Annotated in this window: 11 protein-coding genes; all 11 read right to left on the bottom strand. The window is 56.5% G+C overall.

What is annotated here, in order from left to right:
- Positions 1–136: 136 nt before the first annotated feature.
- Positions 137–2,575, bottom strand: coding sequence for an SGNH/GDSL hydrolase family protein (locus CG716_RS05455; RefSeq protein WP_133066877.1), 2,439 nt, complete (start codon positions 2,573–2,575; stop codon positions 137–139).
- 40 nt (positions 2,576–2,615) lie between these two features.
- Entirely contained in the window at positions 2,616–3,038 is a 423-nt protein-coding gene (locus CG716_RS05450) for a hypothetical protein (protein WP_094477193.1), read from the bottom strand.
- Positions 3,039–3,086: 48 nt separating this feature from the next.
- Positions 3,087–3,782 (bottom strand): phage fiber-tail adaptor protein, encoded by a 696-nt coding sequence (locus CG716_RS05445; protein WP_094477191.1) that lies wholly within the window; start codon positions 3,780–3,782, stop codon positions 3,087–3,089.
- Positions 3,783–4,568: 786 nt separating this feature from the next.
- Positions 4,569–4,949: a phage tail fiber protein gene (locus tag CG716_RS31310; RefSeq protein WP_420093172.1), complete on the bottom strand. Its 381-nt coding sequence runs from the start codon at positions 4,947–4,949 to the stop codon at positions 4,569–4,571.
- A 13-nt stretch (positions 4,950–4,962) separates the two neighbouring features.
- Positions 4,963–5,259, bottom strand: a complete 297-nt coding sequence (locus tag CG716_RS05440; protein ID WP_094477189.1) for a phage fiber-tail adaptor protein — start codon at positions 5,257–5,259, stop codon at positions 4,963–4,965.
- Positions 5,260–5,520 carry a hypothetical protein gene (locus CG716_RS05435; protein WP_133066875.1) on the bottom strand — a complete coding sequence of 87 codons (261 nt, stop codon included), beginning with the start codon at positions 5,518–5,520 and terminating at the stop codon, positions 5,260–5,262. It lies immediately after the preceding gene.
- A 9-nt stretch (positions 5,521–5,529) separates the two neighbouring features.
- Positions 5,530–6,690: a DUF7257 domain-containing protein gene (locus CG716_RS05430; RefSeq protein WP_094477185.1), complete on the bottom strand. Its 1,161-nt coding sequence runs from the start codon at positions 6,688–6,690 to the stop codon at positions 5,530–5,532.
- Positions 6,691–7,137, bottom strand: a complete 447-nt coding sequence (locus CG716_RS05425) for a phage gene 29 protein family protein (RefSeq protein ID WP_094477383.1) — start codon at positions 7,135–7,137, stop codon at positions 6,691–6,693.
- Positions 7,138–7,264: 127 nt separating this feature from the next.
- Positions 7,265–9,028, bottom strand: a complete 1,764-nt coding sequence (locus CG716_RS05420; RefSeq protein WP_094477183.1) for a Gp37-like protein — start codon at positions 9,026–9,028, stop codon at positions 7,265–7,267.
- Positions 9,028–9,912, bottom strand: a complete 885-nt coding sequence (locus tag CG716_RS05415; RefSeq protein WP_094477181.1) for a hypothetical protein — start codon at positions 9,910–9,912, stop codon at positions 9,028–9,030. Before CG716_RS05415 ends, CG716_RS05420 begins: the two co-directional genes overlap by 1 nt.
- Positions 9,913–10,008: 96 nt before the next feature.
- On the bottom strand, positions 10,009–15,045 hold the full coding sequence (locus CG716_RS05410) for a VldE C-terminal domain-containing protein (RefSeq protein WP_094477179.1): 5,037 nt from the start codon (positions 15,043–15,045) through the stop codon (positions 10,009–10,011).
- Positions 15,046–15,059 lie beyond the last annotated feature (14 nt).

The raw sequence follows: 15,059 nt of genomic DNA, 5'->3' as shown, positions 1-15,059 counted from the left end.
CTCCGCAGAGGATGCAACGAACTTCGGGCGGGCCTGCAAGACGCTCAATCATCTTTAACTCCCCCATAAATAGGCACGGCAATGCCCGCCAACCCAACAAACAAGATTGGCGGGCATTAGGCCGCACAGAAATTAACTACCTGCCCGAAGGCACAACATCCATCCGCTCTCTGGGCGTAACCAGGCTCCAGAAATAGACACCCGGCCTACCCGGAATCAAACGCAACAGATTCGACTGCCCAATAGCGACACCACTAGAGCCGCCCTGAAGCGTCAACACGGCACCAGTCGGCAACACCTTCCGGCCCAACGTCGCCGTCCCCCGCGTGAGCGAAAGGGCAGCAGAAGTCGGACGGACCATGACCGGCTGATTCCCGCCAATATCGGTACTGGTCTGCACCAGCTGAGCGAACATATAGGCCGCCTGCTTCGCATAACCGGACGCGTTCGGATGCAACCCGTCAGAGTTCAAATCCGAAGCAGTCCAGCCCGGAATCTGCTTAGTATCCAGAATCCACGTATTGCTAAACACTGGCGACTGCTGCAAAGCTGGCACCAACGGCAGCGTGCTACCCGGAACAAACAGATTAACTAAACCGCCGAAGATTTGAGCGAACGTCAACGAATGGAACTGCTCATTAGCAATCGTCGTCGGATTCTGCGTCGTAACAATAATCGGGGCACCAGGGCACCGAGTGTTAACAACCGTCATCAAACTCTGGTAATTCGTCAGGTACGCACTAAGGCTCGTCTCGTTAAAGCCAGTATTGATCAACACCACATCCGGGTTAGACACAGGCAACATCGCCGCCTGCTGCCCCAGATAGTTAGCGCCCGTAGCGCCAGGCCAACCACCCAACATAAGCGTGATCGTCGGAGCCGAAGGACTCAAACTGGTGTAGATAGTGACCGCCGGGTTATACGCCGTATTGGACGGATAATTCCATGCCAACACCCGAACGTTAGCGTTGTAATACTGCCCCAAAGCAATACACAACCGACCGGGCCAACCGTACTGACTTGACCACTGCTCGTCCAAAGAACCATAAGCAGTCGAGTCGCCGATGACCTGAACGATGACGTTCTGCCCAGCCCCCAACTTGCCGCCGAGCATGTAACCAAACAGCGACGACGAACCGCCCTGCAACGTCAACACCGCGCTGGTCGGCTTAACCGTGATATTCGGGTTAGCGGGCGTCAGGTCGACGGCAATACTGCCCCACGGACCACTCGCGCTCGCCGTCGCCGAAACCGTTACGGTACTCGCCCCGTCGATATCGCCAAACGCCGAAGCCACATTCCAAGCACTAGTAGCCACGTCATAACGCTCACGACCGCTATAACCGCTCAATACGCCCGTACCAAGCGGCGCAAAGAAACCGTGCGCCAAGATGTGCCCAGACGCCGAAGAAAACGTATGCGACAGATTCGGGCCAGTACCACTGGCGAACTGAACGTTACCGACGTCGCCCACACCGACATAAGCTAAAATTGCAGCCTTAATGCCAGATTGACTAGTCACAGCCGGAGTGATAACGACAGCCTTAGCGCCGCCCGGCGCATTCGGCAGCTTAAACACCGTCTGATAGCTGTAATATGTGTATCCGCCGCCAGAAGTAGTACCGACAAACTGAGGCGTCCCGACCTGCGTCATCGCTGTACCGCCGAAAGTGGCAGAAATCGTCGTGTTGTTCGCCGCGTTCGTAAAGTTGACCAACAGCAACGCTGTACTACCCGCTGTGACCGTCGCCGTAAGCGACAAACCGGCACCATTAACAGCCGAGCCCGCCACTGAATCGAACGCCATAGACGAAGTGCCCGCAACCAAAGGCGTCCCACGCACAAGCGACAAAGACGCCGCAGTCGGCATAATCACCGTCTGCCCATTCAGCGGTGGCGTCCCACCAGTCAGCGAGATAGTCACCGGAGACGGCGTGATAACCGTCGCGGCAGGCGTCAGCTCGACGGCCACACCGCCATACAGGTTTGCCGCATTCTGTGTGCCGGTGAACGTCACACTAGAAGCGCCAGCCGCCTCACCAACGATCATCGCCGTGTTGTAACTAGAGGTAGTTACGTTCCACCGCGACGTTTGGTTGTAGCCACTGACCGTTCCCGTGCCAAACGGACACTGGAATGCCTGAACAACAACATTCCCAGGCGACGACGTAACAGTCTGCGACATGCCGGTACCCGTGCCGGTAGCCGTCTGCTTAGCACTAACCGATCCGACGCCTGAATAGGAAACCAGACCGATCTTTAGGCCAGAGCTAACGAACACGCCAGGCGTGACCACAACATTCTGCGATCCGCCGGGCGCATTTTCTAGCTTGAACACCGCCAACTGGTCGTAATACGTCGCACTTGAATAGACGTGCGTCCCAAACAGGAACGGCGTCCCGATCTGCGTCATAGCAGTTCCGCCGTACGTCACCGTCATAGACGAGTTGTTCGACGTATTAGTGAACCCGACAAACGCCAGGACCGTCGTGCCCGCAGTCACCGTCGCAGAAAAGGTAAGCGCCGACGTAGTTAGAAACGCCGATCCCGCCGCTACATCAAAAACAGCCGCCATAAACTCACCCCCTTTCCATTAGGGAAAACAAGGGGTTGCCTTAGGCCAGCGTGAAGACCGGATTCGTCGTGCAATCCACCGTCAGCGTGTTACCGCTAGTCGTAGTCACATCAGCGCCACCCGAATCAAGAGGCACGTAACACACAACGTCGCCACCGACCTTGTAAATAGCGCCAAACTTCGCCGTAAGGCCAGCTGAACCGGCAGTCCACTGAGGGTTATTCGTTTTCCACGTCACCGACGTAGTACCCGACAGAACCGGAATAACCGAAATGCCACCAGTCGCATATCCCGTGTTAGTCGTACCAACCTCACCAGTCAGGCTGGCATAAGACGTAGACGACGCACTGATATTGCTAGAGCTGGTAAGCAAGCACATCTTGTAAGAACCACCCGAGGCGAAAGTGCCATCGAGAATCTTGGTACGAGTGTTGTTAGTAAAAACCCACTGTCCAGCAGCCATATTTTTATTCCTCTATTCTATTTTTGGATTAAGTTGTAAACGCAAGACTTACTGATCAAGAATCTTGACCCGCAAAGTCCAATCATCAATACGGCCAGCAGCCGTCACGATCCGGTTAGTCACCTTGTATGTGAACCCAACAGCTCCCCCGGTCAACCAAACCGTCGCCCGAGTCGCTGTAAACGAATCGTCATCAATAACAAGGATTCCGTCGTTAGTCTCAGAGATAATCCACGTTGACGACACGATCACATCGCCGCCAAGTAGCGCCCCGCCCCAATCGACACCAAAATCGAGCCTGGCGTTAGGGTCCTTAAACTTCACCGCACCCTCAGGCGCAGCCGGATTAGGCATGAAATCAGCCAAGTTCGCCGCCGAGTCGGAAGCCGGGACAGCCCCGGTGTAGAACTCGATAAACTTGGTCATCACACCATCGACCAACCGATACCCGACTACGTGATAAGACACGTCGCCCGGATAAAGGAAGGTGGCCGCGTTAGCAAGTAGCCGCACACCCAGCTTGCCGGGGTCGCCAACATCAAAAGGCGAAGCCGAAATAGCTGGCGAGTCATACATGCGACCGTCCGAGCGGATATACCCGACCACCGGCTTAACGGACAACAGTGAAATACGTTCAGTGTCCGTAACCTTAACGAGACCACCAACGTTAAGGGTGAAGATGATCTTCGCACCGGCAGCGCCCGTAAAAGCGCCCGCTACAAAATCGTTGATATCCGCGTTCATTGTAAAAAGCGTCGGCAATTAAACCCCCTTACCTTTCTGGTGGGTTACGCAGCAGCGTCCGACGTGGCATCCCCGGTCGCGCTAAACGGCGAAAGCCGGGCACGGAGAACGACGTGTCTCCAGACAAGCTGCCAGCGGTCAAAACGCTGTCGGCAGGAGTTGCGACAACAGAGACTCCAGACCAGCCGCCCGAAGCGGAACGCGCCGTAGAGAACGACGTAGGTCCACCCGTGCCAGCCCCGTCCCCAATAACCAGGGCGACTCCCGTATTACTCAAGTACCGCTGAGTCTGGTTGTAGGCCGTAAAGCCCACGTACCGCGACGCGAACGCCTGAACCACGCGAGACGCCAGCGGCCCCGTGTTCGACATGAGTAGCGGCCCTGTAGAAGCCCCGTGAGCCTTCGCAACAGTCACGAAATCGTCTACGCCGGTATATGACACCGACCCGCCACGTAGCCGCCGCCCTGTAGCCAATGGCCCACCAGTCAGCTTCGCCGTGACCGTCGCCGTGCCCGCCTGGACATCAGTCAGGCCAAACAGCTCAGTCCAACCATCAACGGTGTCCCACTGCTCGACACCCAGAGAAATCATCTTCTCGCCCGCGTACTTAACAGTCCGCGTCAAATCGCTCAGAACAGCACCGGCACCCCAGAACCCCAGAGCGACAAGCACCCCGATCTGCGAACCGCTAGCAGTGTGCTTCCACGAAATAGACGGATCGACCAAAGAAATCTGCGGAGCTGAATAAAGATCACCCGCCCCCGTAGCGTCAAAAAATACTGCCACTACGCACCTGCCGATAGCCGCAACGTCAGCCCAGCCGGAAGATTCGCCGTATCACCAGAAAACAGGTTCTTAGAAGCCTCCAGCTTCACCGTAAACAAACAATTACCGGCACTCAGGGAATCCCACCCGCTAAGCCAGCCGATACTCTCCGGAGACGCCATCGTCCAACTAATGTCGTTAGTCACCGTGATAGCGCCACCCGACGCCGATGAAAACGAGACACGCTTACGGGTCGTCACAACAGACGCGTTAGCCGACCCATCAGGGCCGGGATCGTCCTTATGAAGCTTCAAATACACGTCCGTTGGTGGAGTCCAAAGAACCCCACCCAGGCAGTGTTCCAACACATGATTAACAAAATAAACAGTAAAGCCCGACATAAATAACTACTCCCTATCGCTTAATAATTGCGACTTGGATAGACCGCTTAAAGACGCGGCCCGCGCTCGTCGTAATCACGCACGAAACAGCTGGCTTAGCACCCAAGGTGCCGCCACTAATGCCGACCGTTGCGTCAAACTCAGAGAATTGCGACAGCCAAACCTGCAACTGTGGATCGCCCTCAATCAGCATTTCCGCATCAACGATGTGGTCATCAATAGGGGCTAGAAACCCACCCCACGGGAAGGTGTAATCCAACCGCTCGATTGGGTCTTTCCGTAGGCGCTCAATGAATACCTGGCGGGCCATCTACGCCCCTTCCCGATATTCCTCGTCCGTGACCTTCACTAGAAGCCCGTACGTCAAAATCAGGTGATCACCAATAACGGCTTGCGTAAGCCGGTCCTTAGCGTCGTGCAGCTCCAGTGACCACGAAGCCGCTTCACCCACCGGCCAAACCTGGACACGCCCCCGGTACTTAGCCGCATTCCCGCCAGCCAATTCCTCCAGCACGGAAAACATCACCGAAGCGCTATCAAGATGGCAATGCCCATCAACAAACACACTCATAAACCCCCCTTATTGATCGGCCCACGTCCAGCCCGCCATCAACGGGGGACCAGCCTGCCCAGGCACCGACAAAGCGGGCCACCAAAGGCTCGCCTGACCGCCAAAACCACACTGGCGAAAATCGCCAGCACCAGGCGACGACTCCAGCACCGATACATGGCTACTGTCGTTAACCGTTAGAACAGTCGTGCCGTTCTGAATTACCTTGAACTCGTACTTATTGGCAGTAGCTTTATTGCCGTAACGAAATTCCCAAGTGTCACCACTCTTAGTAGTCACCGATACAGGAGAACCAATATTGGTTACCGCGCCCGCCACGACCGCCTGAATCTGAACCTGCGTGTCACTAACGCGAGCCCGCACATGCGTCGCAGAAGACGTGTTACTAAACCGGCCACACAAATAGCCATAACCGTCGTTGCTGATCATCGCGGACGGGACACTCCTAGCCCACACCGCCGTGACAGACCCGTAATCCGTAGAAAGGGTCGAAGCCTTATGTCGATAGATATTCCACCGCAAGGAAGTACCAGACGACTTCCACGTAAGGAATCCACTACCGCTAGGGCCGTAACTTCCACCGCCAGGCCCACCCGCATACAAATCGTAGATAGCGCTAGGCAAAGTGCCCGCAGACGGGTAATCAAACTCGTCATAACCCGTCACGCCAGGATTGCCCTGCAACTTAAGAATCTGCACACCAATGTTCGCAGTGTCAGCGCTTTCCTGAGCACCACGACCAAGGCCCAGCAGACCCTTAATCGCATTGAAAGTGTCGGTGATACCAAAACCGGTATCTAAGGTTTCCCAGAAAGCCTGACCAATCGCATCTAGAAGCGACTGAATCTTGGTAAACAGCGTCGTTAGGTCAACCCAGCGGTCATGCATATAGCCCGCCAGGTACGTAAGACCCTGATTGGCTGCCCCGGTGATCGACTGAACCATCAACGCCAGGAAATGCTCAAGGTTCTGAAAGCCCTTAAGGATGCCCTGAAAGAAAGCCTGGGCTGCATTGACCCACGGCGTCGACAATCCCATCAAACCGTTGAAATAGTCCCGAATCTCATCCTCGGTACGGTGCGCAAGCTTGCTTAGATCGTTCTGGCTGACCCAATGAGCCAGCCACGCACCGCCATCTAGACCAGCGGCCTGGTTTGGCAGAGAGCCCATTTACGACTCGCCCCCCTCCAAGCGGGCGCGCGCCGCCCTCAGCTGATCCAAATTCGCCAGCAACTTCGTAGAAATCTCAGCCAGAGCTTCCTTATGCGTCTCCGGCGTTACATCCGCCAACCTCTTTGCAAGGTCCGGATACTGATCACTGACCATCTCCGCGACATTGGGCGCAATTTCTTCCGGCTTAACGTCCGTAGTCTTAGCAACCTGGAAATTGCTATGCGGACCACTGCCCGCTTCAACCCACAACTGCTGTTCCTCCGGATGGAACCGGGCACCCATCTTGTAGAGCATTTCGCTAAGCGCGCCATAACACATCGGCGGAATCAACGGCTGATTAGGGAACTTGCCGCTAGATCGCTCGTCAGGAACGCCAGCCGCAAACATCCACGCAAACATTTCCCTTGGGTCGTCCAAATCGCATTCGGCCTGCGTCTTAGCCAACTCGCCCCCTCTTAAGTTTTGTGCCATGCCTTTACGTCCCTCGGCATGGACGGACAACCCGGACTCGATTTACGGCAGCATTTACATGAGCTGCCCACGCCAGTAGGTACGCGGGTGTTCATTCCAATTAGCCCTGAACGATGTGGACACCCACGTTGTTCACGGCTTCACTCAATTTCTTAGAGATGCGAGCGACACGCTCGCCCACACTCATAGCCCGATCAGACTTACCGGCCTTAAGGACCCACGACAAAGGCGTAGACCCCCCACCAGAGTGATCCCAAGCAGCTGTCATTTCCTCAAGCTGGTTAACCCAGATGATGCCTTCAACGCCTTTAGAATTGACGGTAGAGCCCATTCGCTGCCCGATATCAATATGGACGCCAGGAATGACCCACGAATCGTGTAGGGCCATCAAATGCATCGTCTCGGCCTTGCCGACCAGGAACCCGCCACGCAAAGCCGATAGAGCCGCCAGCGACCAGCTATTTGACTCCGCGCCCTGCTGATACAGCTCCCAGTAATGGACCCAACCAAGCTGCGTAGCCCTACCGGTGTTCTTCCAATGCAGCCAGGCCGCGATGGTTCCGACCAGGAACGGCATAATGATGTCCGACGCGATAGAGCCCGCCGAGCTAAACCCGCCAAGCAGGAAATAGCCAAGCAGGTTGCCGGTCGTCTCAATAATCAGCTTGGCGACAGCATCCGCAGCCGGATTATCACCACCAACCACGACGCTAACGTTCTTAGCCGGTCCCCAAGACAAGTCAGACGACTCAATAGGCGTCCACTCAGTATCCCGAATAACCAGCCACGGCATTTTCGCCATAGTTCCAAGGAACCCGGACTGGTAATACTCATCAGGCTGCAACGTCTGATCGCCACCAACAACACTAAGCGTGTCCTCAACAAACCCGCCACCGTAAAGCAGGACACTCCGAACGAAGCCATCAATGATGGTCCCCTCAAAGAACGTGCCCTCCAGCGCCGTCGCGTTACTGTTGTCGACTACCTCAAACACCAGCGCGCCATTCTTAATCGCGTTAGCGCCAATAAAGCCGCTCGCTGTTTCACCATCAACCGTAAGAACGCGGCGGTAGGTAATAGTCAACTGCGCATCGTCAAGAGCGTCCGCGATCACCGAGTCAACCGGATTCATACGCGCGGACAGGAACGTCCACACCGCACTATCGTCAAGGTTGAACGGGTTAGCCTTAATGAAACACTGCCAGTCCGACCAGTCGAGAGCATCGCCCCAAGAGTCCAAACTAAACGGATCATCAGGGAGCCCATAGACACTCGTCTGAACCCGAATTAGATTGAGCAAAATTACGACAGAAATTGCCCACTTTGCCGGTCCGGCCAGGCCAAATACGCGCGGAAATTGAAATGCCGGAATCGGCAAGAACGGATTAGGCGGACACAGCAGGTATTGCAGCATAGTAAGGTCGTCGTTAAACGTGACCTCTAGATACTTAACATGGTCCTTAGATTTGATCGTCCACCGATCAAGCATTCCCGACCAGCGCTTTTTGCCGCCGTAAAAGTCAACTGTGATAACAACGTTCTTCTTAAGCTCCGGATTATTAGGCAACTGCTTGAGCCATATCGCCAAATAGTGTTCGTCCCGCAGCTCAATAACACCCTGAGATGGCGTGTTGTTCTTAAAAGGGAACGATCCACGAATAGTGTCGTCGTAATCGACGCGACCGACATAGACCAGGCCCGCCCCACCGTCCGGATCGTTCATCCACAAACGGATCAGGGGCTTAGCTCGCCTTAGCGATTCATTGCCCTGCCGAACTTCCGCAGCCGCCGCATCAATCGCATCTAGCGCCGACCACGCATTGCCGCCAGCTTTGGACAGAATGTCCGTCCACCCGCCCGCCATTAGCGCCGAGCCTTAGGCCGCGACCACGGACGCGAAAACCAGCGCGAAACAACCAGCTTGCACGCCGCACCAGTAGTCGCATTCTGAACCCGAACAGGAATGTCCGCGCCCTTACCGGGCATTAGCGGATAAAGAAGATCGTTGCCCTTCCAGCGGTTCTGCGTCGGCATACCATTCGCCGACACAATCGTCTGCACACGCGGGTCGGAATCAACCGACACATGCTCACCAGCCCGCAGCTCCGGCAGCACAATCGTGCGCCCCGCGTCCTCATCCCCCCGCGAGTACATGTCATTGCGCCAGCTGAAATCCGGCAAAGTCCACAAGCCGGGCGCGGTCAACGTCCACCGCAGCCAAACCGGAACATCACCGTCATTGCGAACCGGGAAAGTCGTCCGGTCATTAATTTCTAACGTCGTCCAGACGTAAGTCCTAGGTTCTTCCTGCCAATACGGGAACGTCGCCGTAACCGTCATAACGATTGGGTTATCCGCAGTGATATGCGGGTCCTTTTCGTAATAAGGCTTAGGAGCCTCCAAAAGGCGCACCTTCAGCCAGCGAACACCATCACTGGTGGTGACCCGGATAGTTGATTCTTCGTCGTAATCCCACGCCCAGCGCCAAGCCGAATCGACAGTCGACCAGGTTTCAGGGTCTTCATCCCACGCCTGAACCGTGAAAACAATCTCGCGGCGCTGAGCACGCTTACCCGCGTATTCCTCACCAAACGGCCCCGGAACAAACAGAGTCTTAACCGGAGCATCAAAGAACTGCTCCAGAGAACCAGGTGAAAGGGTTACTTTCTGTTCGCCCGCCCCCGGCCCGGACAACACCCAATGCGAATCATCTCGACCAATTAGCTCGATCTTGAGATAGTCCGACATCAACCACCCCCCCTATTAAGTTGTAAATTTCAGGCATAAATAGGCACCCGGCTCTCAAAAGAAAGCCGGGTGCCCTTATGCTCGATTTATCGCGCTTTAGCGCATAGGCAGACCGGGACCGACCTGCTGCGCCAACATGCGTTCCTGACCGCGATGGAACTCGCTGTAGTCCGCAGTGTGGATATCGCCGTAGTTGTTAACAATCGCTGGACCGCCCTGCTGAGACTGCGGAGGACCCTGAGGTAACACCGGAGCGCCATAAGCGTTCTGCGTCGTGCCACCCGAGCCCGGAGCCGTCCCGACAAGCAAGCTGGACAGAATGTTCATCGCACCCGACGCCCACTGCCCGCCCATCTCGGCGGCAGCCTGGATACCCGAGCCAGCGGCACCACCGCCAAGCCCACCGGCACCCCCAGAGGCACCAGCAACCGCCAGCGAAGCCGCCTGCGCAGCCAACGAGCCAATCGTGCTCCACGCACCCTTAATGCCCTTAGACAAAGCAGGGTTGTTGTGGTCCATGTTCGTCGGAGCCGCCCCGAGCTGCCCACGCGGATTAGCGCCACCATCCGGACCCATAGCACCCGGCTTAGCCGAACCGCCTAGGCCCGCAAGGTCAACACCACCAGCCGAAGCCTGAGGCTGGCCCAACCCCGTCTGATCCGTATTCGCCATAGGCGTAGAAACAGGTGGAGCCGCCGTAGCAGCAGAACCAATACCCAACGGCAACAACGGAGGCGTACCGTCCGCAAAGCGAGGCAACAACGCCGGGTCAATCGCACCAGCATTGATCGCGTCAAAGAACCCGCGACCGTACTTGGCGACACTCGCCGCGCGAGTGATGAACTCGCCGTTACTAACCCGCGCCAGCATCGAGTCCGACCGACCCGTGCCATCTCCACTCAACAGGCCACCGTTAGCGTACTTAGCCGCGTTCTGAGCAACCTCTTTCAGCCACACATGGACATGGTTGTAATGACCCTGAGTCGGATCGTTACCGCCCTGCGTGTAAGGCATCGGCCCCGAGTTCCCGTACCCGTAGGACTTCCCGCGCCAGATAGCGCCGTAGAAATCCGGCTGAGACATAACGTCCTGGAGAATCTGATCCCCCAGAGCAGCCCCTTCCGGGGAATCCCACTTCGGAATCATAATGTCCAACGCACGCCCAGATGGATGCTCCGGCAACGCATCCTGACGAAAACCGCCGATATCCTTAAGCATCGGATACTTAGCGAACAACTCATTACGAAGCGTCCGCGCATTCTGCTTCAGGCCACCGGCACCGCCCGCATGATCAGGCGCACCCGCGAAAGAGCTAAGCGTTCCAACGAATCCCGGCATTTCGGCATCCATCTGGCCCTTGTGATTGGCGATGATGCCATTGACACCATCAACCTCATCTGTGGGCTCGCCCTTGCCCTTCCTCTTTTTGCCGTTCTTACCTGTACCGGTGACCCCGGTGAAGATGCGCTTGCCGATATTGAAGTACGTCGGATCAATCCCGAAGAACCCCAACACCGCACTAAGTAGAACCTCCCCGATCTGGTCAAGGATGCTGACTGGCTGCAAGTTATCCGGAAGACCACTAAGGCCCAACGGATCACCATCACTAGGCGTCAGCCCAAACATGTTCTTCGTCTCGCCCGGATCAGCGGTCGTAGCCGCCCCACCGAAGCCCTGATCGTTGCCAGGACCCGGCGAAGTCGCCGTATCGCTCAAATGCTGCTCAGGTGACCAAGCACTGCTGCTTGACGAATCCGCCGCCGGAGCCCAAGGCGCAGACGGCTTAGCCGCCTTAACGCCTGCCGCCGCACTACCCGCCAACCCGCCAGAGGCGGGAACACCAGGCAACGCACCAGGCAGGCGCGGCGGATCACTAGACCCAGGATTAGGACCAAGAGGACCCAACGTCCGACTCGCGTCAAACACACCCTGCGGAACCACCCACGGCCCCAACTGAGTACCGCCAGCCTGTGAAGGCCCAGAGCCCGGAGGATCAAACAGCGAAGGAACATCCGGCACATCCGGCGGCGCAATATCCGGCCCAAGCCGGAACCCGCTACCGAACAAACCACCACCCGCGAAGCCCGGCAAATCCAAAGGATCAATCAACCCCCGGTTAAGGGCGTCGTAGAACTCCGGACCATACTTGCGCACCGACTGAGCCCGCGAAATGAACTCGCCATTAGACACCTTCGCCAGAATGGAATCAGACGTACCGGTGCCAGGACCAGCCTGCAACCCGCCCGCCGCAAACCCCTTCTCCACGTAGAGCTTTGCCCTATCGGGATCAAGATGAATGATCGCGCCGTTGCCGCCAGCCAAAGGCTCGACAGTGCCGCCGTTCTTCTTAATGTCCTCAATCAGGGACTCACTTGGCGACTGGTTAACCTCGATAGCGGCACCACCGCTCAGGTCGGTATCCCACTGCACATGACGAATACCCAAGTCCGAGAACGGATTAGGCTTTCCGGGAATGATACGAGCAGGACCCGTAATCGACTGATTCTGAGCCCGGATATCGCTACCCACAGACAACGCATTATCGGTGTGCTCATTGATCGCCTTGTTAACGTCAAGAGCATTGCGAGCCCGCTCCGACAAGCCCGGCTTATCGTCCAAACCAAACGGCAGCCCGCCCTTGTGGCCGTACTTGATATCCGACAGCGTGTAGCCAGGACCGCCAGGACCGCCCAGTTTCTTAAACCGTTCGATCTGCGCCTGGTCGCCCATCAGCGCCGACACAAGGTCATCAGCCGAGAAGTTGCCCGACTTCATCTGAGCAGACAGCGTGCCATCATTCGCCAAGGAATTAGGATCAGAGACACCCTGCTTGACAATCTCACGCAGCTTCGCGTCCGCCTGGTCGCGCGCCCCCTGGTTGGTCGGGTCTAGAGCCCCATTCAGAAGCTCCCGACCAATGAGACCTTCAGCCTCTTTCGGAACATCGCGCGCCTGACCATCACGCTCGTTAACGTCAGTCCAACCCTTGAGCTTGTTAAGCCCGTCGATCAGACCCTTTTGCGTCAACGAACCCGTCAGGCTATCCAACTCAGTACGCAGCTGTGAAACCATGTTCGCGTGATGCTGCGCGGCATCCGCCGCGTCCTGCTGAGCCTGTAGGTACTCGTACGCAAGGTAACTAGTAACCGCCGTCAACCCGAGCATCACAACGCCACCCGGAGACACCAGAGTCGCCAAGCCACTCAAAGCACCCGACAGGCCACCACTCGCGTAGCCACCCTTTGACGCGGTGCCGACAGCCTTAGCCGCCCGCTTGGCCGCGCCCACCATGCCAGAGTCATTGTCCAGCATCAGGTTGATACCCGAGACAATCGGAGAAATCGACTTCCATGACATGTACGCCGTGAAGATCGTATTAACCAACCCCGGATGATCCCTAAGCAGCGGACCAATCGTGTTAAGGAACGGCAACATGCCATTGGCCCAATCACGCCCGGCAGACGCGATGTTCTTAATGATCCCCGGAATAGTCTTAAGAACCGGCTCCCACTTTGCGAACTCAGTACGTGCGTCAACAAAGAACTTGGTCAACTTTTGCTGACCCTCTGGACCCTTAAGGAAATCCGCTAGGCGCTTCGTGTTGTCTTGTAGCCACTGCCCGAACGTCTTACCACCAGAATTAGTGAAAGCATCCGCAACAGAGTTCATAATCGACGCCACATTGACCAGCGAGTTACCCAACTGCTTCAACGCGTCAATACCGTTATTGATCCACTTGTCCAGCGACCCATCAGCCTCAGCCCGCGCAATGAACCTGTCAAACCGCGCCATAACATCGCCGAAACCGTCCGACAAACGAGGCAAGTAATCCGACCCGACCGCACCCAACCGTAGGAACGAATCAATCAGAGGATTGATAGCCCGATCAAACATCGCCTGCGCATCGGCAGTGTTACCAAAAATCCGCGACAAGAACCCCTGGCTTGAATCCGACCCGAGCGAAGCCATCGCCGTACGGAGATTGCCGTTAATGGCCGCTGCAACACGCTGTAAGCCACCTTCCACGTTCGGCAAGGTGATAGCCGACAGGGAGGTTAAATCTTCGCCCAGATGGTCAAACAGCCGATCCTGGACAGACTTGCGCAGATCGCTCCAAACATCACCCAACGCCCGCACCTGAGTAACAAACGCCTGCGCATTCGGAGACAACTTCGCCATCGCATCCGCGAGGTCCTGAACCGAACCCTTATGATCCGTCGCAGCCTCAAGCGCCTTAGTCAAACGCTCCGTAGCCGCAACAACCTGATCATTACCGGCAATACCCTTTTTGTTGGCCTCGTTAACATCCTGCTGTAGCCTCACATTGCGCTTACGCGTCTCAGCTAGAGACGCCTCAGACTTCTCAACCCGCAAAGCATCCTTTTGGCGCTGGAAAGCCGTCTTGCCCGACGTGTCGGCCATCTCAGCCATAGCCTCTTGCAGATTCATCATCGCTTCGGCTTCGTCCAACGGCGCATCACGCAGCTGGTCGTTCAAGTCTTCAAGATTCCGCTTGGCATCACGGATCGCATAATTCAGATCACGCGTAGAATCCCGCACCGCATTGTTAGCGTCCCGCTGCTGGCGCGACGCCTCCACTGAATCCTTAGAAGCCTTAGCCTGCGCCTTAAACGCATCACCCAGCCCCTTAACACCCAGAACGGTCGTCAAAAGCGAAGTACCGACACCAGCCAAGATTCCGGGCAGCAGAAGCGCCGACTGCGCGAGCTGCACAATCGACGCATTCACCGCGCCCAACAGAGGAATCAAAGCCCGAATCTGCGACATGCCCGCAACCTGAAGATTCAGGACCAAACTCCGGCGGAACTTATCGGAAACCTTATCGAAATTGTCGCCAACCTCAGAAAGGTTCTGCTTTAGCTTGTCAAGGTCGCTCTTACTCTGCCGACTCGTCCGGTAATGGACCGGCACAACAACCGCGTCCTTTTCCAGCGCTTTCTTAGTCGCCGTAACTTCAGCAACCATCTTCGCCGTGTCAGCCTTAACCTCAACGTCGACAGAAGCGCGGACCTTTTCAAGCTGCGTGCGGAGCTTGGTCTGGAAACTATTGGCACCCTTCCCAAGCGACGGCACCATAAGCACCGACGCCTGGGCGGCAACAAATTCACTCACAGGTGCCCCCTCTA

Source organism: Mycolicibacterium sphagni, assembly GCF_002250655.1.
Taxonomy (GTDB): Bacteria; Actinomycetota; Actinomycetes; order Mycobacteriales; family Mycobacteriaceae; genus Mycobacterium; species Mycobacterium sphagni.
This window is presented reverse-complemented; position numbering and strand designations above follow the sequence as displayed.